Source organism: Aquimarina discodermiae, assembly GCF_040786235.1.
GTDB lineage: Bacteria > Bacteroidota > Bacteroidia > Flavobacteriales > Flavobacteriaceae > Aquimarina.
Window position 1 is genome coordinate 149,475 of record NZ_JBFMKP010000003.1, and the last position, 22,585, is coordinate 172,059.

At 32.7% G+C, this 22,585-nt stretch carries 16 protein-coding genes and 1 pseudogene; 10 read left to right on the forward strand and 7 right to left on the reverse strand.

All coding sequences use genetic code 11. From position 1 onward, the window contains the following. Positions 1-220: 220 nt before the first annotated feature. On the reverse strand, positions 221-628 hold the full coding sequence (locus ABW636_RS02640) for a Fic family protein (RefSeq protein WP_367588401.1): 408 nt from the start codon (positions 626-628) through the stop codon (positions 221-223). A 222-nt stretch (positions 629-850) separates the two neighbouring features. On the opposite strand from ABW636_RS02640, the gene ABW636_RS02645 reads away from it, so the two are divergent. After that, positions 851-1,072, forward strand: a complete 222-nt coding sequence (locus tag ABW636_RS02645; RefSeq protein ID WP_367588402.1) for a hypothetical protein — start codon at positions 851-853, stop codon at positions 1,070-1,072. Positions 1,073-1,368: 296 nt separating this feature from the next. Here the strand turns inward: ABW636_RS02645 and ABW636_RS02650 are convergent, their stop codons facing one another. The 4 genes and pseudogenes from ABW636_RS02650 to mnmE form a co-directional block, all read right to left on the reverse strand. Further along, positions 1,369-2,328, reverse strand: a complete 960-nt coding sequence (locus ABW636_RS02650) for a Fic family protein (RefSeq protein ID WP_367588403.1) — start codon at positions 2,326-2,328, stop codon at positions 1,369-1,371. Positions 2,329-2,395: 67 nt separating this feature from the next. Then, complete coding sequence (locus tag ABW636_RS02655) at positions 2,396-4,480, reverse strand: DEAD/DEAH box helicase (RefSeq protein ID WP_367588404.1); 2,085 nt, start codon at positions 4,478-4,480, stop codon at positions 2,396-2,398. A 192-nt stretch (positions 4,481-4,672) separates the two neighbouring features. Beyond that, a pseudogene (locus ABW636_RS02660) lies at positions 4,673-5,374 on the reverse strand (TOTE conflict system archaeo-eukaryotic primase domain-containing protein); the annotation flags it as partial. 178 nt (positions 5,375-5,552) lie between these two features. Beyond that, positions 5,553-6,944, reverse strand: coding sequence for a tRNA uridine-5-carboxymethylaminomethyl(34) synthesis GTPase MnmE (gene mnmE, locus ABW636_RS02665; protein ID WP_367588406.1), 1,392 nt, complete (start codon positions 6,942-6,944; stop codon positions 5,553-5,555). A gap of 311 nt (positions 6,945-7,255) precedes the next feature. On the opposite strand from mnmE, the gene ABW636_RS02670 reads away from it, so the two are divergent. The 6 genes from ABW636_RS02670 to ABW636_RS02695 all read left to right on the forward strand — a co-directional run bounded on the left by ABW636_RS02670 (position 7,256) and on the right by ABW636_RS02695 (position 14,029). Next, entirely contained in the window at positions 7,256-9,703 is a 2,448-nt protein-coding gene (locus tag ABW636_RS02670) for a trypsin-like peptidase domain-containing protein (protein WP_367588407.1), read from the forward strand. Positions 9,704-9,882: 179 nt separating this feature from the next. Continuing rightward, positions 9,883-10,221 carry a DUF4870 domain-containing protein gene (locus ABW636_RS02675; protein WP_367588408.1) on the forward strand — a complete coding sequence of 113 codons (339 nt, stop codon included), beginning with the start codon at positions 9,883-9,885 and terminating at the stop codon, positions 10,219-10,221. A 343-nt stretch (positions 10,222-10,564) separates the two neighbouring features. Then, positions 10,565-12,769, forward strand: coding sequence for a hybrid sensor histidine kinase/response regulator (locus ABW636_RS02680; RefSeq protein WP_367588409.1), 2,205 nt, complete (start codon positions 10,565-10,567; stop codon positions 12,767-12,769). A gap of 72 nt (positions 12,770-12,841) precedes the next feature. Next, positions 12,842-13,054: a hypothetical protein gene (locus ABW636_RS02685; RefSeq protein WP_367588410.1), complete on the forward strand. Its 213-nt coding sequence runs from the start codon at positions 12,842-12,844 to the stop codon at positions 13,052-13,054. Positions 13,055-13,125: 71 nt separating this feature from the next. Next, on the forward strand, positions 13,126-13,737 hold the full coding sequence (locus ABW636_RS02690) for a hypothetical protein (protein ID WP_367588411.1): 612 nt from the start codon (positions 13,126-13,128) through the stop codon (positions 13,735-13,737). 85 nt (positions 13,738-13,822) lie between these two features. Next, the gene (locus ABW636_RS02695) at positions 13,823-14,029 is read left to right on the forward strand and encodes a hypothetical protein (RefSeq protein ID WP_367588412.1); all 207 of its coding nucleotides are present in this window, start codon (positions 13,823-13,825) and stop codon (positions 14,027-14,029) included. Positions 14,030-14,090: 61 nt separating this feature from the next. Here the strand turns inward: ABW636_RS02695 and ABW636_RS02700 are convergent, their stop codons facing one another. Continuing rightward, positions 14,091-14,318 carry a hypothetical protein gene (locus tag ABW636_RS02700; RefSeq protein ID WP_367588490.1) on the reverse strand — a complete coding sequence of 76 codons (228 nt, stop codon included), beginning with the start codon at positions 14,316-14,318 and terminating at the stop codon, positions 14,091-14,093. Further along, the gene (locus tag ABW636_RS02705; protein ID WP_367588413.1) at positions 14,228-14,416 is read right to left on the reverse strand and encodes a hypothetical protein; all 189 of its coding nucleotides are present in this window, start codon (positions 14,414-14,416) and stop codon (positions 14,228-14,230) included. Before ABW636_RS02705 ends, ABW636_RS02700 begins: the two co-directional genes overlap by 91 nt. Positions 14,417-15,153: 737 nt before the next feature. Here ABW636_RS02705 and gltB point away from each other — a divergent pair. From gltB to ABW636_RS02720, 3 genes are all read left to right on the forward strand, one after another. Beyond that, positions 15,154-19,656 (forward strand): glutamate synthase large subunit, encoded by a 4,503-nt coding sequence (gene gltB, locus ABW636_RS02710; protein ID WP_367588414.1) that lies wholly within the window; start codon positions 15,154-15,156, stop codon positions 19,654-19,656. Positions 19,657-19,702: 46 nt separating this feature from the next. Beyond that, a complete protein-coding gene (locus ABW636_RS02715) occupies positions 19,703-21,166 on the forward strand; it encodes a glutamate synthase subunit beta (RefSeq protein ID WP_367588415.1) in 1,464 nt (487 codons plus the stop codon). 266 nt (positions 21,167-21,432) lie between these two features. Next, the gene (locus ABW636_RS02720; RefSeq protein ID WP_367588416.1) at positions 21,433-22,245 is read left to right on the forward strand and encodes a M57 family metalloprotease; all 813 of its coding nucleotides are present in this window, start codon (positions 21,433-21,435) and stop codon (positions 22,243-22,245) included. Positions 22,246-22,585: the final 340 nt, after the last annotated feature.

A 22,585-nucleotide genomic window follows, 5' to 3' on the forward strand; every position in this document is an offset into this window, starting at 1 on the left:
TTAAGATGCTAAGTTTTTTGCATCTTTATATCCAAAGTTCATGTCAGTAGTATATATAAAAAGGTTATAAATAATAACATTTACTTTTTCTAATGTAATTGTCATTATTTCAAATTGTTTTACCAAATCTACTTCCCCTATACAATATGTGTCAATCTTTTGAGGATAAAGAGATAGGAGAGTATGGGGGAGCTTGTGGTGGGTTTTGTCAGATCTTAATTCAATTAATAAATTTATATTTGGTATTTCTTTTATCACCAGTTTTTAAAAGTATACCTTCTGAAACAGCCCATTGTAAATCTCTACTGGCTTTTGCTTGAGATATATCTTTAAAATTTTGCAAATATTCTTTTCGACCAAAAGGTAAGCTTCCAATTTTATCTCTAAAAATCAAAATTCTATCATTTTTAATAACAGTTTTATTTTGAGACTGTAATAGACTTTCTAAAGTTTCTAGAATAATAGCTAACATAAATTCGATAAATGGGGTTGAGTTTCCAGATTTATCAGATATAGCTAATGGGTTATAATACGCTGATTGTTTATTTTTGATGAACGTTTCTACAGGTAGGTATTCAAATACAGGATATTGTTGCATCAATATTAAAGTTTGCCATAATCTACCCATTCTGTCATTTCTACCTATTAATTAAAACTATCACATTAGGAAGAAGAGTTTTTAACCAGAACTCTTGCTTTTATGGTAAGAAATAATGAAAAAAGAAGTGCCATATCTTCTAGTGGTACCAATTTCATGGAAATAAACCGTTAATTAGTCAACAAAAAATATTGACACAGACCCTGAGTGTCATAAATAGTTCGGGGAATATAAATTATAAAAATTTTATAAATGTTAAAATCAATTTTAAAGCTTGACGGAGCAAAGACATTAAACAAGACGCAACAAAAAAACGTTTTCGGAGGATCACATACTGGATTGACTAGTGAAGATGGTAAAGAAAACAGTGGAGATTTACATTGTTATTGTAGTAGTGGTGGTGTATATAAAACTGGTCATTGTAAATGGTGCGGTTGGTTTTGCGGAGCCAGTGCAATTCTAAAGTGTGAATAGTTTAAAATTTAAAATCAATAAAGGAAACTAATTCTTTTCACCTTTATTTTGATGACAGTACACATAATTATTAAGGGAAGCGTAAATTATAATCCAGAGAAAGGGTCATAATTTATACTTCCCTGTTTTATTCAAAATTTTTAAACAAAAGGAACTAGAAGTTACCAACTACCATTATAATTACTTCCCAATACAATATATAATAAACCCTTGTAAATAGAGGGATATCAGAGTAGGAGGTGTACTAAAGGTGGGAGCTTTTGTTTGCTTTTGGTAGGGTTTTGTTTGACTTAAATTTAATTAATGAAATAGTATTTTGTATTTCTTTTATCTCCAGTCTTAGAAAGAATTCCTTCAGAAACAGCCCAATTTAGATCTCTACTGGCAGTAGCTTGAGAGATATCTTTAAAGTTTTGTAAATACTCTTTTCTTCCGAAATACTTTTTTTCAATTTTATCTCTAAAAATAGAAATTCGATCATCTTTGGTAATAGATTTATTTTGAGATTGTAACAATTCTTCTAAAGCTTCAAGAATGATAGCTAACATGAATTCTATAAATGAAGTTGAATTTCCAGATTTATCAGATATGGCTAATACATTATAGTATTCTTCTTGTTTATTTTTGATTAATGTTTCCACTGGTAGGTATTCAAATACAGGATACTGTTCCATTAATATCAACGTTTGCCATAACCTTCCTATTCTGCCATTTCCATCAATAAAGGGGTGAATGAATTCTAATTCGTAGTGAAATACACAACTTTTTATGAGTATGAGATCATTTTCATTTTGTAAATAATCAAATAGGTCATTCATTAGACCTTTAACCATATTTCCGCCTGGAGCAATATGTGCAACTTCCGATCCCTTTACAATCCCTACATTTTTTATTCTAAGTTTTCCTGCTGTATCGATTAATCCATTCATTAGACACTTATGTGCTTTACATAGATCATTTAGTTTATGTGGATTAAGTTCTTGTAATAGTTCATAAACTTTTATAGCATTTTGTACTTCTAGAATATCTTTTTGAGGAGCTAGGACTCTTTTATTATCTAATAGAGCAGTGATCTGCTCTTCTGTAAGTGTATTTCCTTCAATCTCAAGTGATGCTTGAATGGTTTTAATTCTATTCTTTTTTCTTAACTCTGTTGTTGGTTTATGGAGATAATATGCATTAATCTCACCAATTTTTTCAGAAATTTGTGCAACTAAACTAAGTATGTTTTCTGTAATAGAATATGGAGGTTTCATATTGTAATAGTATCATTTGATAGTATCACGAATGTACTTTTTTATTCTATAATTTAAAGCAGAATCATTAATATAATTTTTCTTCCAATTGATCTCTCCAAAGAATAAACCCGTTCTTATCGTTTGAATAATCGTGAATTATTCGACTAAAATTAGTGGGTTGACTTTGGAGATAAAGCTGTCTCCCCTCATTTTTAATTATATTTAGTTCTCTATCTATAAGTTTAAGGTTCTCTTTTAACATAGTAATGTCTTTTTCAATATGCCAAACATAGGTTGCTTCTTCTGTGTTTAAAGTTTCTAAAACAAGATGAAATTGATTTTCTCCAGATAATAAAAAAACAAACGCAAATGGATTTAAAACGTATCTAAGTTTCAACACAGTATCCATATGGTTAGTTGCTAAATATTGTAATTGCCTGAAGTGTTTTACATTTTTGTTTTTGAGAATATCTTCTAATAACTCTCTTGTTGATTGATATAAACCATCCGTATCTTTTTGGTTTTTATCTAAATCTAACTTTGTAATTGCAGATGATTTGTTTCCGAAAAAAGTTTTTTCGATAAAAGTAAATCTAACAGTTTCTATAATCTCTCTGTTTATATTTTCTAAATCATTAGAAGATGCCAGTTGAGAAACCAAAATATTGTTTTCAATTTCAGCTTGAATATCAATTTCTACATTTTTAGATTCCAATATTTTGGAAAAATAAGGTTTCAAAACATCAAATTCAGGACGTATATAATCATTCTCAATTTCAAACTCTAATTCATTAGAAAAAGAACTGTCTTTATATATGAAAGCAATTGTACCATATCGAAAATCAAGTTGATCGATGGATATTTTTATCCGCTTTTTTATAATTGTATTGTTTTTGGATACTGTAGCAGATTCTAAAATATCATCAAATAGCGTAGCTTGTTTATCCAGGTTTCTATAATATGTATTTCTTTTTAGGAATAATCTTTCGAGGTATTCAATCTGATGATCTCTATAATCATAAATAATTGGTGTTATTTCAGATCGTTGAACTCTTCCTATATATTGAATCAGTTTGCCTTTAAATGAAAAAGGGTATACTAAAAAGAGACAAGTTACATTTTGAAGATCAGTACCTTCACCAAAAAATTGCCCAGTAGTAATTAAAGCTTGATAATTACCCTCTTTCAGAATTCCCCACTTTATATTTCTATCGTTTTCAGAATCATCTCCACTTAATGTTATGACTTCACAAGTTTGCTTCAAAAACTGATGTAGTATAATAATATGTTCTTTCCTTTTGGTAATAACAACTATTTTTCTTCCATTATTTACTTCTTTAATTATATCTGTAAGAATACGTTTGTTCCTGTTTGAATCGTGAACTAATACTTTGGATAAGGTTTCGAAATGATCGGTTTTCGAGTTAAAGGGAATATTTAAATTAGTATTACGAATAACAACTCTTGCTTTCTTGAAAGTTTCAATATCCTGTGGTTTAATTTCAGCTATAAGTTCTCTCAAATGTGCAAAAATTAGTTTTCCATCATTATATTTTCTAAAAGGCGTTGCAGTAAGTCCATATTGATAGTATGTAGAGAGTTTTGATAAAGTGGTACTATATGTTTCCGCTGGAATATGATGACATTCATCTACAATAATAGTTTTGAAAGCCTTTACTGTTTTTATGTCATCAATCTTTTTTGTTAAACTTTGGATCATTGCAATAGTAATCTGTTTACCTATTTTTGTTTTGCCTTGAACTATCTTTCCAATTTCTTTTTTCGGAATCTTCAAAAAACTTTCAATCCGTTCGATCCATTGCTCTAATAATTGTTTTCTATGAACAATAATTAATACAGGTTGTTTTTTATCTGCAATAATCTTTAATGCAATTACCGTTTTACCGGATCCTGGAGGAGCTACAATAACACCAAAATCCTTTTTGTGAACTAGAGGCAAGATAGCTTGTTGGTGTTTTAGCAATGTTGTACTAAATACAAAATTCAGGTTCTCTACTTTGTTGCGTTTATCTTGAAAATCAAACTCTATTTTTTGTTCTCTACAAAATCGAAGTAATTGCCCAATAGCACCTCTTGGAAGTATAACCTCATTGTCTGTTTCTGTTATGAGATTGAAATATTTGTCAATATTCCATATATTTTTATTCATTTTCTTCTTAATGAAGTATTCTGAATTTGGAAGGTTATATGTAGATTTTAGAAAATTTATTAATGGTAATGTTAAACTAGTTCTGTTGAAATGAACTGACCGATCTAAAAAAATAGTTAGCTTATTACTATTAGTCAAAGAAATTGTAGTAACATTATTTTTATTAATTGAATTATATAGGTTATCCAGTTTATTAGGTTTTATCCTCTTTATCTGTTGTAAAAACTCCCATTGATTATCATATGGCACCAATGTTTTTGGATTGATAAAGCAACTATTTCCTAGCGCTACATTTGGTTTATATAGGGGAAGTGCAATAAGGTTACCAAAACCTTTTCCAGAATGGAAGTCTTGATTAGGAAATAATCTATCAAAGCTTTAATTTTTATCAAAAATGGAAAATGAACCGCTTTCTTCTAAAAGAGATTTAAAAACTTTTCTACTTTTAATAGCTGGGTATGGGGATTCAAAAAATATCCATATATGCCCTCCATTTCCAGATCGAGATCGCTCTAAATAAGCAGGAATATTTTGCTTAGCGCATATAGCAATAACATCTTTACATTCTTTTTCCCAATTGGCTTTATCAAAATCTGAAACAATAAACCAAGATGTGTTATCCTGAAGTAATGGATATATACCTATTAGCTGTTCTCCATCGAGATGTTTTAGGATTTGATTGTCATTTAATTGAAAATATGATTTTTCTGTAAAGTCTTTAAAACTACCTCCTCTCATTTGATGAGCCTTATATCGATAAGGATCATAGAAATAGGCTGGCATATAACCATTTTTACTTCCTTTTACCCATCTTTTTGCAAAAATATCTTCGCGCCCTTTAAATATAGACCGAAACAAATTAATCTGTTCTTTGATGGTTAAACCGATATCCATTTTCTTCTGAAAGTAATTGTTCAATAAAAATACACATTGCTATAAAATTTAGCGGTATTGTGAGGGCAATTAAAAGAAAGAAAAGACCTACTAAAGGCAACTACAAATGAAAAACAATGCTAGTTTTTAGCAAAACGTCTAACAAAGGCAACTAAAAGCATACCAAAGGCAAGAAAATCTATTTTCCAATACAAAAATTAGCAAAAATATTCCCTAATAAATCATCACTAGTGATTTCGCCTGTGATTTCTCCAAAATGATATAGTGCCTGGCGTATATCGATCGCCATCAAATCCCCAGATAGGCCAGTATCTAAACCATATTGTACTTTTTGGATTTCCTCTAATGCTTTAAGCAAAGCGTCGTAGTGACGTGAGTTGGTGACAATCGTTTCATTATTACGTAAAGCACCAGTATTTACAAAATCCAATAATTTGTTTTGTAGGGCTTCAACTCCGATGTTTTGTTTGGCAGAAAGCAGGTGAATGTTTTCTATTTCATTGGTTAAATGAGCAACCTGGTCTTTATCCAGCTTATCTATTTTATTGGCCACAATGATAAGTGGTTTTTGAGGGTATTTATTCTTTATTTTTCCTATTTCTACTTTTAGGGCTTGTATACCCTCAGTAGTCAACTCAACACTATCTATCAAATAAATAACTACCTGTGCTTGTTCGATTTTTTCGAACGTCTTTTGTATCCCTATACTCTCGACGACATCTTTAGTATCTCGTATTCCGGCCGTATCTATAAATCGAAATCCAATACCGCCAATATTAATTTCATCTTCGATGGTATCTCGTGTTGTTCCTGCAATATCAGAAACAATGGCTCTCTCTTCATTTAGTAACGCATTTAGTAAGGTAGATTTACCTACATTGGGTTCTCCTACAATCGCTACCGGGATTCCGTTTTTAATAACATTACCCACAGCAAAAGAATCAATAAGTCGTTTTAGCACTTTGGTAATTCTGGAAATCAAATCCTGAAACTGATCTCTATTGGCAAACTCTACATCCTCTTCTGCAAAATCCAATTCTAACTCTATTAATGATGCAAAATTAAGCAGTTCATCCCGCAGTTTTTTGATTTCACTACTAAAACCACCTCGCATCTGCTGCATAGCAATTTGATGGGATGCTTCAGAATCAGATGCGATTAAATCAGCAACAGCTTCTGCTTGAGAGAGGTCTAATTTTCCGTTAATAAAGGCACGCAAGGTAAACTCTCCCGCATCTGCAATTCTACATCCTTTACGAAGTAATAACTGAATAATTTCTTGTTGAATGTAACTGGAGCCATGACAAGAAATCTCTGTAGTGGGCTCTCCTGTATATGAATTTGATCCTTTAAACAAAGAAACCAAAACTTCGTCCAGTACACGCTCACCATCAATAATATGCCCCAAATGAATGGTATGACTGTTTTGAGCGGCCAACTCTTTATTACTAACAGAACGAAATATAGAAGAAGTGATAGCAATCGTATCATTACCCGAAACACGAATCACGGCGATGGCTCCTGCACCAGAAGGCGTTGCTAAGGCTACTATGGTATCTTGTCTAATCATGAATGTAAATATCAAACCGCAAAAATATACATTAAATTGATAAGATGTGTTTTTGAATATTGAATGTAATCTTTTTGAGGTCTTATTTTTCTTTTTTATATTGTAAGTAAAATAAAAACAAGTAGATAGCGTTCAGTAAGTAATTGATAACGGGAAACATAAGTATAGAAAAATAACTGGTTTTTCAAGATTAGAAAATTAGAAGATCGGTTAGTGGAATACAATTCATTGTAGCTCATTTTTTGATGCTACAAAAAAATATCACACTAATTAAATTTAATGTCTAACTAATAATTTTTAATCTTATTCTTATGAATTTAAAACTAACAAACTCAACAAATTTTAGTTTAAAGAATTTTTTAAGTAGTACGAATGCAAAGGTATATGTACTGTTTATGATATTTCTGCCCTTAATCAATTTTGCACAATCCGAATTGCCCAGACACTATGTTCCCTATAATTTGGATATCAAACCGGATACAAATTATAGTAAAAGTAGTTCACAAACTATTACTGAAACTATATCTCAAGAAGGTGCCACATGGTTACGTTTATTTTTTAAGGATGTAAACCTGGGTAAGCATAGTACATTGACAATTACATCGGCACTAGATGGACATACACAAACACTAAATACTTCTACAATTAGGGATTGGAATAACTCTACGGCCTATTTTAATGGAGATAAAGTGATTGTGAAATTGTATAGAGCTCCTAATGATAAATCAATAAAGGTAAACATTGAAGAAATTGGTGTTGGAGAATTAGAAGTTGTTTCAAAAACACAGTGTGGTTCTACTGATGATCGAGTAGATGCTAATGATGCAGCTATTGGTAGAATTGTGCCTATAGGATGTACCGGATGGATTATAGCAAATGGTCGTCTGGTTACTGCGGGTCATTGTGTGAGTAGTAGATCCCGCGTTTTAGAATTTAATGTACCAAAATCAAACCCAGATAGGAGTATTGTGCATCCTGGACCAGAAGATCAATATCCAATTCAGTTAGGAGATTTTGTATCTCCTTTTCCCGATAACCCAAGTGTAGAAAATGACTGGGCGGTATTTACAGTAGGTCCTAATACTCAAAGTGGTCAGACTCCAATTCAAGCCCAAGGAAAATTTTATAACGTTTCTCGGGATGCTCCTGGAAATACAATTAGAATCACAGGCTTTGGTTCTGATACTGGTATTGATAACCTGACACAACAGACACATACAGGACCGTTATCTTTTGTAAACAATGTTTTTGTTAGGTATAGAGCCGATACTACTGGAGGAAACTCAGGTGGTCCGATTATAGATGAAGCAACAGGAAACGCTGTAGGAGTACATGCATATGGTGGATGTACAACAACAGGAGGTTCTAATTTTGGAGAAAGAGTAACGATTCCTGCATTTTGGAATGCTATGGGACTTGATGATGATCCAAATCCTATAGATAATTGTATAGGAGACGTGGCATCTTTTCCGTTTTCAGCAAGTTTTGAAACTAATTTGGGACAATGGGTACAGGCTACATCAGGAGATGATTTAAATTGGACCAGAAACTCTGGAAGCACACCTTCTGCCGATACCGGGCCAAGTAATGCGGTAGACGGGGATTTTTATCTATATGTAGAAGCTTCGGGCAGTGGAACAGGATTTCCTAATAAGCGCGCTATATTAAATTCACCATGCCTCGATTTTAGTAGCTTAAGTACTCCAAAGCTTTCTTTTCAATACCATATGGTAGGAAGTGCAATCAATAGCTTAACAGTAGAGGCAAGGACTAATAATACAGGAAACTGGGTCAGCGTGTTTAGCAGAACAGGAGCTCAGGGTACAGATTGGAATACTGCAGATGTAAACCTTGCTGCGTATGCAGGAAATGCAAGTGTACAACTACGTTTTAATGTAGTGACAGGTAGTGGTGGCAGTGGTTGGCAAAGTGATATTGCTATAGATGCGGTAAGTATTCAAAATGGAACAACAGATCCATCGGTTTGTACTGCCATAAATTTTAATGATTTTACAATAACAGCATTTTCTAATCAGGATGCAGCAGGTAATTCTTCTATCGTGAATGGAGGAGCAGGGTTGTCTTTACAAAATAATACCTGGAAGTACATTGCTATGAATTATACAGTAACAGCTAATACAGTGATAGAATTTGATTTTAGCAGTACTTCAGAAGGAGAAATTCATGCCGTTGGTTTTGAAAATGATAATACCTTAACATCTACACGATATTTTAAAGTTCATGGTACTCAAAATTATGGAATAACAAATTTTAATAATTATACCAATGGCACTAAGAAATATGTAATTACTGTCGGTAGTTTTTATACAGGTAGTATGGATCGTTTGGTTTTTATTAATGATAATGATGCAGGTAGTGGTAATAATTCTATATTTTCTAATGTGAAAATTTATGAAGGTTCGTGCAACGAGTCTGTGTTAACGGAAAGTTTATTGGCCGAAACAAGATCGGTATCACCTGTTTTTGGAGATGAAGAAGAAGAAGGGGACTTGGCCAATACATATATAACACCTAATCCAGCCAGGGATAATTTTTCACTTTACTTAAGTAAATATCTTACCGGAAATGTTACGGCTCATATTTATACAATTTTAGGTAGTAAAAAAGGTGAGATTGCTTTAAAGCCAGGAGTAAACACCATATCTGGTCGTAGTTTATCTTTAGATAGCGGTATTTATTTAATTAAAATAGAAAGTAGTTTTGGAAAATCTACTACACATAAATTAATCATTAATTAAACATAATATAAAAAACAGGCATTAAATTAATTAGTAGAAAAGGCACCTAGAACAAATTTCTAGGTGCTTTTTTACATAAAAAATCGATTATGATTGTAACAATACTGTTCGATTAGCGTCAGATTAGTATAAATGCTAATAAAATTAGCAAATCACCATCAATCAAAAATAATAACATCATGAAAGACGACAAATCAGTTTTAGTCATTACCCATTTATCGCAATTGTTAGACCTTATTACAGGTTTCGGAGGTTTTTTAATTCCGTTAATAATGTGGTTAACACAACGAGAAAAAATATCGAATATGGACGCACATGGAAAATCAATTATGAATTTTCAAATTAGTATGTTTATTTATGCATTAATTTGCATTCCGCTTACTTTATTGTTTGGTTTAGGAGCTCTGGGGTTGGGGGTGATTGCTATTTTATGTTTTGTATATCCAATTATTAATGCAATTAAAGCAAACAAAGGAGAATTACCATCGTACCCACTTTCTATGCAGATTATAAAATAGTAGCTGAGCTTTCCTTTTTAGTAATGATATGTTTGCAATAAACGATTATAAAGTATTCTTAAGAAAAAGCCTTTGGGAAGAAGATCTTAGATCTTAGTAAATTATGATATTATCATATATTTTATTAAAATATTACCCAAAACACCCTAGTTAAGTTAAAAACTTATACAACTTTTACAAAGTGAGGCACTTCTTTTTTTAGATTTTAAGTTTTAAAACGCTTTGTTATGTATAAGTATCTGATATTCAAATGAATTAAACTATATGTGATAATTGTTTGCTATTCTATAAGATATGATATATTTGCACTTTGGGAAAGTAATTGTTGTATAGGTTTTTGGCTATGAGGGAGTTGAAGGTTAAGGTAAGCGTTATAGTTCTTTTTGTTTCTGTTTTAGGTATGAGCCAGGGAAAACTGGCACTGGATTCGGTTGGAGAGCATCTGGATTTTGTAGTATACAGAATGTTGCAAAATGATAGTATAACTGAAGCGAGAATGTTATTAGATACCGCTTTAAAAAATAAAGGAGATACTGTAGATGAAAATTTTCTAGTGACTTATAATTATAATTATGGTCTTATCTTTTTAAGTTCTGGAAAGTATAAAGAAAGCCTTAGCTATATAAAAAGAGCAAAAGAACTGTCTAATACAATTGCAGAGACTCCATATGCCGAAGAATTATCCACAACACTGCTACGTATTTACAGAGAAGCACATTTGTATGAAAATATCGATAGCTTATTTTCTAAAGTCGTTACCGATGCTGAAGGAAAAAAAAATCGTACCATATTCTATAATTATATAGATTATGTAATAAGCTGTACCGATAGAAAACAATATGACAAAGTTATCGATATTACCAGGACTGCAATTAATGCAATGGATAAGTACGACTTTAGTAAAGAAAAAGCTATAACAGTTTATAGTGTAGACACTATTGTTAGAAATGAATTAAAGCTACACCAGGCAATTGCTTTGATCGAAGAAAAAAAAGAATATAAAAAATCATATACGCTATTAAACGAATTAGAAAAAGACTCTCTCTACTTTACTAAAAGAGAAAGAGAGGAGTTTTTAAGGTTGGTGACACAGTATAAATCCCGCTACTTTTTCGAATATCAGAAAAATTTAGATTCGGTATTTTATTACCAAACATTATCTAATAACTATAGAGAGAAATATATAAAAGATTTAAAAGTAAGAGCATTACAAGCAGATCAATTTATCTATGAAATTGCTAAAAACAAGAATGATCTTGAGAAACTTTCTATTATCAATAAAAAAAATATTCAATTACAAAACAATTATTTCCACATCAGTTTCTTGATAGGATTTTTACTATTACTGGCTATTATTTTTTGCATCTATGTATATAGATCGAGTGAACAGAAAAGTAGTATTAACCAGGAACTAGCACAGAAAAACAAAGAATTATTAGTGTTGGATGAAGAACGTTCACGATTTTTTTCGGTAATAAGCCACGAGCTTAGAACTCCTATTTATACCATACAGGGGTTGATAGAAGCAACAGAAAAATCAAAGGATGAAGAAAATCGTGGTGAAGCTATCAAAACACTTAAATTTTTTAATTATCATTTATCAGGTTTGGTAAATAATGCGTTGGAATATACCAAATTTAGCCTCGGAAATGTTCACCTAAACTCTGAACCTTTTATACTTAATACCCTTTTAAAAGAAATATGTAACTCTTTTTCCTATCAACTTATTCAGAATAATACAGAACTTCATTTGGATATAGAAGAAAATATAGAAACAGAAGTTTTGGGAGATCGAATAAAACTGTCTCAAGTTTTTATAAACCTTATTTCTAATGCTATAAAATTTACTGTAGATGGTAATATTTGGTTAAAAGTTATTCAGTTATATAGTGATGAACATTTGGTTGGATTTCGTTTTACAATCGAGGATGATGGAGAAGGTATAAAAAAAGACTTGCAAGCTAATATATTTGATGGATTTACCAGCACAAAGCATATCAGTAAAAATAAAGGTGGTTCTGGTTTGGGTTTATATATTGTTAAGAAAATCATTGAGGAATTATATGGCTCTAAGATCTTGATGAAGTCAGCATTAGGAAAAGGAACTTCTTTTTCTTTTGATATTGAAATGCAGAAAAATATAAATACGCCTATAATAGAAGAAGATGATTTTCATGATGTTCTAAAGGGGCATACCATTTTGGTGGTTGATGATAATACTGTTAATTTGATGATCACGAAAAAGACATTAGAAGATGTCGGTGCCAATTGTACTACAGTATCTAATGGTTTTGATGCAGTTGATCTGGTTCGGACAAATACATACGATATTGTTTTTATGGATATTCATATGCCAGAACAAGATGGATTAGAAACTACTTTAGAAATCAGAAAATTTAATCAGAAAGTAGTTGTGCTAGCCTTAACAGCGGTAGATTTGGAAGATGTAATTGCAAAAACTCGCGAATCAGGAATGAATGGTATCATCACAAAACCTTATAAAAAAAGTGAGATGTTTCAAAAAATACTGTCTTTTTCATTAAAATAATTTTTTCAAACTATTGGGGGTGTACGACAAATTTCCCTATTTGGTTAAATAGTTTTATTTTGCAAATAAACTATGGACTTCAAGCATAGAGCTACCGAATTACTTACTAAACATTTAGAAGAATGGGAATCAGACCCTATACGTATGCAGAGTGGTTATGATTATGAGTTGTCATATGCAGTTATGATGAAAAAATTTGAGAAGGAACTCTTACAATTGTCCGTTGGTAATGTTCCTAAGGGCAAGAACTCAAAAAAAAACTCCAAACCCGATTTGGAAAAATAGCCTTGTGCAAGAATCATGTTTTATCCAAAACGGTTGGGTGTATGAATATTAGCAGCCTGACCCAAGAAACAATGTGTTACATAGGGCAACATTTGGTTTTTCGTGATGCAGAAGAAGTGCTCAATAATTTGACAGGAGCTAATGTCAATGCTAAGCAAATCGAGCGTGTTTGCCACCAATATGGGCAATGGGTCGAGGAAGAAGATAACAATACTATTTCTGAAGCTGTTTACAAAGAGTATGATCAGCAGAAGGCTAATGAACTTCATTACGTAAGTGTGGACGGAGCGATGTACTTAACAAGGGAAGAGAGCTGGAAGGAAAGTAAGTTGGGACGGATATACCAACCCAAGGATATTGTTGAAGTAAGTCCAAAGCGAACAGAATTAACCAAATCTACCTATGTCACTCATCTAGGGGATCATAAAGAGTTTACCTCTAAGATGGACTATCATTTAGAGAACTTGAATAATATTGTATTTATAGCTGATGGTGCCAGATGGATTTGGAAGTGGATAGAACAATACTATCCTGAGAGTATACAGATTGTGGATTATTACCACGGCAAAGAACATTTATGTGAATTTGCCAAATTATATTACAAAGACGAAAACAAAAGACATAAGTGGATCGATAGACTTTCTCAAACAATGTTAGATAAAGGCATTGACCCCCATTATTGAAACCCTTGAAAAACTTCCCAAGCAACAAAAGACAACAGTAAAAAGGAATAGGTTAATCAATTATTACAAACAAAACAAAGATAGAATGCAATATCATAAATATCTTAAAGAAGGTCTCCTAATAGGTTCTGGTGCCATAGAATCTGCCCATAAAGATGTATTACAACAACGATTAAAATTATCTGGGCAGCGATGGACAATGAAAGGGTTTCAACAAATGGCGCAGCTTAGAGTAGTATACAAAAGCAAACAAGAACATAGAATCAAACAATTATCAAAAAATGCGGCTTAAGGGAAATTTGTCGTACACCCACTATTGGTAGTATACATAAATTATAATAGTTGAGATTGTTTTAATGCTGGTTAATTCTAAAATCTGGATATGCATCCATGCCATGCTCATGACTATCTAATCCGTCGATTTCTTCTTTTTCTGAAACTCGAATTCCGATAGTTTTCTTAAGGAAAAATACAATAATAAATGAGGTTATTATGCAAAAACTGCCAATGATGAGAATGCCAAGTCCTTGAATAAGGAATTGATCAACTCCGGCTTTCTCTCCAAAAATACCAACAGCCAGGTTTCCTCATATCCACATATTAAATGCACAGCTATAGCACCTACAGGATCATCCAATTGTAATTTGTCAACAAATGCAACGCTTAGAATAATAAGCATACCAGCAAACAAACCAATAAAAACATAACATCTTTGTTGTGTAAAGCTTCCTTTACTACAGGGTATTTATACCGTCTGATAATTGCTTCTATTTTTTTCATAAAGAGTAAGAATTAGAGTTGTTGTTTCTTGAAAATATATTTTTTTAAGTAAACACGTGTTTTTACAGGGGTTGTTGTGTTGATTTTTGTTAGTTTTTTAATTTTAACCCTATTTTTTTTAAGGGTGTTTTATTTTTTAAGTTTTGTTTTTAGGATTAATATTTGGCTTTAGCATGTTTTTTTGTTAGAATTTGTCAATAATCAGCATACTATAGTTGTGATCTAAAGAATTCTATGAGATTCTGTTTGATGGGCAATTAGTGAGTTTGAAAAACTTCAATTTTTGTTATGTTTTAAAAAGCGTGTTTTTTGCTTGTGAAGGATCGTATTTTGGAAAGACATAACGTTGCTATTTTTCATTAGAAATCAAAAGAATATTAAAATACTCATTCAAAATATCCAAAACTATTTTTAAACTTCGATGACTCTAAATTGAGGTGATTTATTGTGATTTTTTGGAAAAAAGCCATTATCAAATTCATAATTAGAGCCGCTCATTTTATGATTCTGTAATTCTAACACCCCTTTTTTTAAGAAGCTCAAAAAAGTGAAGTCTAATGTTTCACATTTCTTTCACATTTCTTTATGTTTTGTTAATTTCAAGCGGTATTAACATACTTATATTTGATAAAAAACATGGAGAAACAGGGGTTATACTTACCAGAATTTGAGCACGATGCATGTGGTGCCGGGTTCATTTGTAGTCTAGAAGGAAAAAAGTCGAATGATATGATTCATAAGGCTTTAGAGATTTTAGAAAAACTGGAACATAGAGGAGCGGTCAGTTCAGATGGAAAAACAGGAGATGGTGCCGGTATTTTGATTGATATTCCTCACGATTTTTTTATTGAATATTGTGATTTTAGCTTACCGGCCCCAGGAGAATATGCAGTAAGTAATGTATTCTTACCAAAAAAAGAGAACCAAAGACAATTCTGTATTGATGTTTTCGAAAAAAATGTTTTAGATCAGGGATTAACAGTATTAGGGTGGAGAGATGTACCTGTTGATCGATCACATTTGGGAGAAATTGCAGCTAGAACAGAACCTTATATCAAACAAATCTTTATAGGAAAGCAAGATGCAGAACAAAGTTATTTTGACTTTAATTTAAAACTATTTATAGCTAGAAAAATAACCGAACATGCAATATGTGCTTCCAAATTATCAGAAAGCGGTTTTTTCTATTTGCCAGGGTTATCTACAAAGACTTTGATATTTAAAGGATTATTGATGCCAGAAGATATTAAGTTGTATTATACAGATTTAATGAATCCAAAGGTAGTAACACGATTAGCGCTGGTACATCAACGTTTTTCTACAAATACGTTTCCTACTTGGGATTTGGCACAACCTTTTAGATATATGTGTCATAACGGAGAGATAAATACATTAAGAGGTAATGTTACAAGAATGCGCTCTAGAGAAGAGCTTTTTAAAAGTGATTGGTTTGGAGAGGATATTAAAAAGATATTACCTGTTGTATTAAATGGAAAATCAGATTCTGCTTCTATGGATATGGTGGTAGAATTACTATTAATGACAGGTCGCTCATTACCAGAAGTAATGATGATGATGATTCCTGAAGCCTGGGAGAAAAACCCAGAGATGTCTGATGCAAAAAAGGCATTTTATGAATATCATTCTTGCGTTATGGAGCCATGGGACGGCCCTGCATCAATTCCTTTTACAGATGGTAACTATATAGGAGCTGTATTAGATAGAAATGGTTTAAGACCTTCTAGATATAGTGTTACCAAAGATGGGTATGTTATCATGTCTTCAGAAACAGGAGTTGTTGATTTAGAGCCTGAAAATATTGAATACCATGGTCGGTTAGAACCAGGTAAAATGTTTTTGGTAGATATGGGAGAAGGCCGTATCATCGATGATGAAGAGATCAAAGAAAAGATTGCTACAAAACACCCGTATAGAGATTGGTTAAGTGATAACTTGATACACCTAAAGGATATCCCTTATAATGATTGTCCTTTGTTTCTGGGTGAAGAATCTGTTTCTAAACGAAAACAAATATTTGGATATACTCAAGAGGATATAGAAACGATCATTATGCCAATGAGCCAGCAAGGAAAGGAACCTATTGGCTCTATGGGATCTGATACGCCTATTGCAGTATTATCAGAAAGACCACAACTTATATACAATTACTTTAAGCAATTGTTTGCTCAGGTAACAAATCCTCCTTTAGATGGTATACGAGAAGAATTAATATGTGATATAAGTCTTTCTTTGGGAGCAGACTATAATATCTTTGAGCATAATGAAAAACATTGTAATAAATTAAAGATTAATAACCCGGTAATATCCCGAGAAGACCTAGATAAAATTAAAACATATTCAGAAAAAGGGTTTAAAGCCACTTCTGTATCTATGTTGTACAATATTAATAGAGGGCTTAACGGATTGGAAGATGGTTTAGAAAAATTACTTAATAAGGTTTGCAAGGCAATCGAAGAGGGGGCCAATGTTATTATTCTTTCTGATCGTAATGTGGGTAAACAAAGGGCTCCAATACCAGCGTTGCTTGCCTGTTCTTATGTAAATAGTGGATTACAGCGATTGGGAAAAAGATCGAAGATCGGACTGATTTTAGAATCTGCAGAACCTAGAGAGGTGCATCATTTTGCATTGTTGTTTGGTTATGGTGCTAGTGCTATCAATCCATATATGGTGAACGAAATTATTAGAGAGAAAGTAGCATTAGAAGATATTACAGAACTTACTGCAGAAGAAGCTATTACCAACTATAATAAAGCAGTTGGAAAAGGCATTCTAAAGGTGATGAACAAAATAGGAATCTCTACACTTAATTCGTACAGAAGTTCGCAATTATTCGAATGTATTGGTATAAATACAAAAGTAGTCGAGCAGTATTTTCCTAACACAGCTACTAGAATAGAAGGAATAGGGTTGTATGAAATTGAAAAGGAAATTTCGAAACGACATAAAAAAGTATATATCAAGAAAGGGACTACTGCTAATCTTGAACTTGAAATAGGGGGGCAATACAGATGGAGACGTACAGGAGAAAAACATCAGTTTAATCCATTAACTGTTGCAAAATTGCAAAAATCGGTTCGTGATAATGATCCGACCACCTATAAAGAGTATGCAGACCTAATTAATGAACAATCTAAAAACCTAATGACCATTCGTGGATTGTTAGAGTTTTCGAACTATGATCCTATTGCGATAGAAGAAGTAGAACCTTGGACAGAAATAGTAAAGCGTTTTAAAACAGGCGCTATGTCCTATGGGTCTATAAGTCAGGAAGCTCACGAAAATCTGGCAATAGCTATGAATAGGATTGGAGGAAAAAGTAATTCGGGAGAAGGAGGTGAAAACCCATTACGTTTTTATAAAGATGTTAATGGCGATTGGAAAAATAGTGCCATCAAGCAAGTGGCTTCTGGGCGATTTGGAGTTTCCTCAAATTACCTAACAAATGCTGCAGAAATTCAGATAAAAATGGCACAGGGAGCAAAACCTGGAGAAGGAGGTCAATTACCGGGTCCAAAAGTAAATCCTGAAATTGCCAAAACCAGAAATTCTACACCTTATGTAGGGCTTATTTCACCGCCGCCGCATCATGATATTTATTCTATCGAAGATTTATCTCAGTTAATTTATGACCTTAAATCAGCTAATAGAGATGCGAGAATCAATGTAAAATTAGTTTCAGAAGTAGGAGTAGGAACTGTGGCAGCAGGTGTTGCCAAAGCCAAAGCAGATGTTGTTTTAATATCTGGATTTGATGGAGGTACAGGAGCATCACCGTTAACCTCTCTAAAACATGCTGGGTTGCCATGGGAGTTAGGCATTGCAGAAGCGCAACAAACATTGGTAGGTAATGACCTTCGAAGTAGAGTAGTGCTAGAATGTGATGGGCAATTAAAAACTGGTAGAGATGTAGCAATTGCTTGTTTGTTAGGAGCCGAAGAATTTGGATTTGCAACCGCCCCATTAGTTGCTTCTGGATGTGTGATGATGCGTGTATGCCATTTAAATACATGTCCGGTGGGGATCGCAACTCAGAACCCAGAATTACGCAAAAAGTTTAAAGGCAAGCCAGAACATGTAGTTAATTACATGTATTTCGTAGCACAAGAATTACGTGAAATTATGGCGCAACTAGGTTTTCGTAAGGTTAATGAAATGGTGGGGCAAGTACAAAAGTTGAATCATAAAAAAGCGATAGAACATTACAAAGCTTCAGGAATCGACCTTACTCCGATTCTACACCAAGTAAAGGCTACCGATAATGTAGCTGTATATAATAAAGAAAAACAGGATCATGGATTGCAAAAATCATTAGATTTTAAAATTATAGAACAAGCGCATCCAGCACTGTTTAGAAAAGAAAAAACCTTGTTAAATTATAAAATCGGTAATACCGATAGAGCGGTAGGGGCTATTTTAAGCAATGAAATTTCTAAAATATATGGAGCTCAAGGGTTGCCAGAGAATACTTTAAAATTGAATTTTACTGGTTCTGCAGGACAAAGTTTTGGGGCCTTTGCTACCAATGGATTAACAATGATCGTAAATGGAAATACGAATGATTATTTGGGGAAAGGCCTTTCTGGGGCTAAATTAATTATTAAAGTACCTGAAGAGTCAACAATTACTCCAGAAAACAATGTAATAACAGGAAACGTGACCTTATACGGTGCTACGGCAGGAGAAGTATATATTAATGGAAAAGCAGGAGAACGTTTTTGCGTACGTAATTCTGGAGCCAAAGCAGTAGTAGAAGGAATAGGAGATCATGGTTGTGAATATATGACTGGCGGAGTTGCTGTTATCTTAGGAGAAACAGGAAGAAACTTTGGAGCAGGAATGTCAGGAGGTATTGCCTATATCTATAACCCAAATAACACCTTTGAAGCAAATTGCAATAAAGAAACACTTAACCTAGAATCTGTAGAAGAATCACAGGATAAAAATGATTTAAAAGAACTGATAGAGAATCATTACAATGCAACATTAAGTCCTTTGGCGCAACGGATACTTGAAAATTGGGAAAGTGAATTACCAAAGTTTATTAAAATTTTCCCAGAAGAGTATAAAAGAGCATTAGAGCGATTAAAGAAAGAGTATTTAGAAATAGAAAAGTAGCACAAGTAATACGATAGAGTAGATAACCGTATAGTAGTAGAAAATTATGGGAAAAATAACCGGATTTTTAGAATTTGAAAGAGAAATAGAACAGTGCAAACCTGTTAAAGATCGTATTAAAGGGTATCAAGAATTTACATTACCCATGCCAAAAAATAAATTAAGTGATCAGGGAGCTAGATGTATGGATTGCGGTATTCCATTCTGTCATAGTGGTTGCCCTTTGGGTAATTTGATTCCTGATTTTAATGATGCTGTATATAAAGGGAAGTGGAAAAAAGCAGCAGAGATTTTACATGCTACCAATAATTTTCCTGAGTTTACAGGTAGATTATGTCCTGCTCCTTGCGAAGAAGCTTGTGTGTTAGGGATCAATGAAGACCCTGTAACCATAGAAAATATTGAAAAAAATATTATAGAACAAGCTTTCGAGAATGGTTGGGTAAAAGCAAAACCCCCTAAAAAAAGATCAGGTAAAACTGTAGCTGTAATTGGTTCTGGACCTTCTGGATTGGCTGCTGCTCAGCAATTAAATCGTGCAGGCCACCTAGTAACAGTATTCGAAAGAGATGAAAAAGTAGGAGGATTGTTGCGATATGGAATTCCTGATTTTAAGATGGAAAAACAGGTAATTGATCGTCGTATTGCCGTTCTTGAAGAAGAAGGGATTGTTTTTAAAACGAATACAGAAATAGGAAAAGATATAGATGCCGATCAGTTAAAAAGTGATTTTGATGTGGTGTTATTGTGTACAGGGGCTACCGTTCGTCGTAATCTACCTATAAAAGGAGCAGATTTAAACGGAGTAGTACAGGCAATGGATTTTCTAAAACAAAATAACAAAAGAGTAGATGGTATAGAAGATCTTGGAGATGAGATCTTTGCCAAAGGAAAGGATGTAGTTGTAATAGGAGGAGGAGACACAGGTTCGGACTGTATTGGTACTTCTGTAAGACATGGCGCAGTATCGGTAACTAATTTCGAAATTATGGGGAAACCTACTCTAGAAAGGCCTAAAAACCAGCCATGGCCATTTTGGCCAATGAGATTACGTACTAGTTCTTCGCATCAAGAAGGGGCAGAGCGACAGTGGAGCATCTCTACCAAAGAGTTTGTAGGTGATGATAAAGGAAACTTAAAAGCGGTGATCACTAGTGAGGTAGAATGGGTTAAAGAGAATGGACGTTTTACATTAAAAGAAATACCTAATACAGAGAAAGAGTGGAAATGTGATTTGGTATTATTGGCTTTAGGTTTTACAGGGTCTGAAACAGATGTAGCCAATCAATTTGGAGTAGATATGGATGCTAGAACGAATATAAAAGCAACGGATTTAGATTATGCTACCAATGTAAAAGGTGTTTTTGCTGCGGGAGATTCTCGAAGAGGGCAATCTTTAATAGTGTGGGCAATTGCAGAAGGAAGACAAGCGGCATACCATGTTGACACCTATTTAATGGGAAGCTCTAATTTGCCATTAAAAGGAGAAGGAGACTTGCCTAGAGTCTAAGAAGATATTAAACAATAATTAAAGAAGCTATTGATACTTTTATCGATAGCTTTTTTTGTTTAAATGTAAGAATTGAAGAATATTCTTTCTTTTTATAGATAAAATGATTTTTTTCAAGGTTGAAAAGATATTTAGTTTTGTTTTTAGTGGTGAAATACCATATTTTTTATGGTTTTAGCGTATAAAGTATACTTTTGAGATAATATAATACCTGTATAATGTAGGAATTGTAGGTAAATTTGAAAAATAATTCAAAACCCAAAATTATGTTAAAACACAAACTCAAATTTTTACTAGTTAGCCTTTCTGTTATTTCGATAAGTTGTCAAAAAGATAATCTCGATGAAAATACGCAAGAATTACCTGCAAATGCAGAGCAAACCCTTAATTATTTAACAAAAACTTTAGGATATAACGAAAGTGATATCGAAGTAAATCTAGAATCCGGAGAATTTTATGTAGAAGATGACATGGGAGTTTCTTTTGACTATGCTCAGAATATAGAGAAATTTAATCAGACAGATGATAGTGATGGTGTAACGGCTAAGAATCAATGGATGAATAAATGGACTAGTTATGCTCAAACTAGAAGTATTTTTTACTATATAGAAAGTAATTTTCCTCAAAATTATCGAAGCCCTTTTGGTTGGGCTGCATGGCATTGGACTGCTATAAGCCCCAACATTAATATAAGAAGAACGTATACCAGATCACAAGCTGATATCGTATTGTCTACCTTTAATGAACCTAACTCGGGAGCATTTGCAAGAGCTGGAGGACCTTCAGGTAATGGAAATGTAGGAACTTATTTAAATATTAATATAGCAAAGAATCATGCATCAACTTCTTCTGCAGAAAAAATGGTATTGATGATTCATGAACTAGGACATACCTTAGGATTTCATCACTCTGATTCTAATTTAGGTAGAAATATTCCTCAAACAAATAATGCAACTTATCATGCTAACAATAACTGTGGATCTATTATGAGAAGCAGTGTATATAGATGCGGATGGACATTAAGTACCAATGCGCAATGGACAGATGATGATAGAACGGCCATAGAATGGGCTTATTAATAACTGTAATGTAATCTTTATTTGATGATCTATATATAATATATTTTTATACTACAGCATAAAAAAATTACCTGTACCATCATGCAGGTATTTTTTTTTGCAAAAAAACACAAATAATTAGTTTGATTTTACTTGTATATTGAAAAGAAGAGAATATGTTTTTTACTGTTTAAAAATGAGTTGTGTATGTTGTTTTTGCTCCTAAATTTACAAATGGATTGTAAATTTTTGTTGAAAATAAGTAATAAAATCAATTTTTGGTATATTTAATACTATAAGTAGTTAATATAGTGTGAGTTATATGTTTTATAATTAAATAACTTTTGACAAATTTTAAACC

What these genes read in the sequence shown, in the direction of transcription:
- ABW636_RS02640 (WP_367588401.1), bottom strand. Translation starts at nt 628, where the DNA reads ATGGGTAGATTATGGCAAACTTTAATATTGATGCAACAATATCCTGTA.
- ABW636_RS02645 (WP_367588402.1), top strand. Translation starts at nt 851, where the DNA reads ATGTTAAAATCAATTTTAAAGCTTGACGGAGCAAAGACATTAAACAAG.
- ABW636_RS02650 (WP_367588403.1), bottom strand. Translation starts at nt 2,328, where the DNA reads ATGAAACCTCCATATTCTATTACAGAAAACATACTTAGTTTAGTTGCA.
- ABW636_RS02655 (WP_367588404.1), bottom strand. Translation starts at nt 4,480, where the DNA reads ATGAATAAAAATATATGGAATATTGACAAATATTTCAATCTCATAACA.
- mnmE (WP_367588406.1), bottom strand. Translation starts at nt 6,944, where the DNA reads ATGATTAGACAAGATACCATAGTAGCCTTAGCAACGCCTTCTGGTGCA.
- ABW636_RS02670 (WP_367588407.1), top strand. Translation starts at nt 7,256, where the DNA reads ATGAATTTAAAACTAACAAACTCAACAAATTTTAGTTTAAAGAATTTT.
- ABW636_RS02675 (WP_367588408.1), top strand. Translation starts at nt 9,883, where the DNA reads ATGAAAGACGACAAATCAGTTTTAGTCATTACCCATTTATCGCAATTG.
- ABW636_RS02680 (WP_367588409.1), top strand. Translation starts at nt 10,565, where the DNA reads ATGAGGGAGTTGAAGGTTAAGGTAAGCGTTATAGTTCTTTTTGTTTCT.
- ABW636_RS02685 (WP_367588410.1), top strand. Translation starts at nt 12,842, where the DNA reads ATGGACTTCAAGCATAGAGCTACCGAATTACTTACTAAACATTTAGAA.
- ABW636_RS02690 (WP_367588411.1), top strand. Translation starts at nt 13,126, where the DNA reads ATGTGTTACATAGGGCAACATTTGGTTTTTCGTGATGCAGAAGAAGTG.
- ABW636_RS02695 (WP_367588412.1), top strand. Translation starts at nt 13,823, where the DNA reads ATGCAATATCATAAATATCTTAAAGAAGGTCTCCTAATAGGTTCTGGT.
- ABW636_RS02705 (WP_367588413.1), bottom strand. Translation starts at nt 14,416, where the DNA reads ATGCTTATTATTCTAAGCGTTGCATTTGTTGACAAATTACAATTGGAT.
- gltB (WP_367588414.1), top strand. Translation starts at nt 15,154, where the DNA reads ATGGAGAAACAGGGGTTATACTTACCAGAATTTGAGCACGATGCATGT.
- ABW636_RS02715 (WP_367588415.1), top strand. Translation starts at nt 19,703, where the DNA reads ATGGGAAAAATAACCGGATTTTTAGAATTTGAAAGAGAAATAGAACAG.
- ABW636_RS02720 (WP_367588416.1), top strand. Translation starts at nt 21,433, where the DNA reads ATGTTAAAACACAAACTCAAATTTTTACTAGTTAGCCTTTCTGTTATT.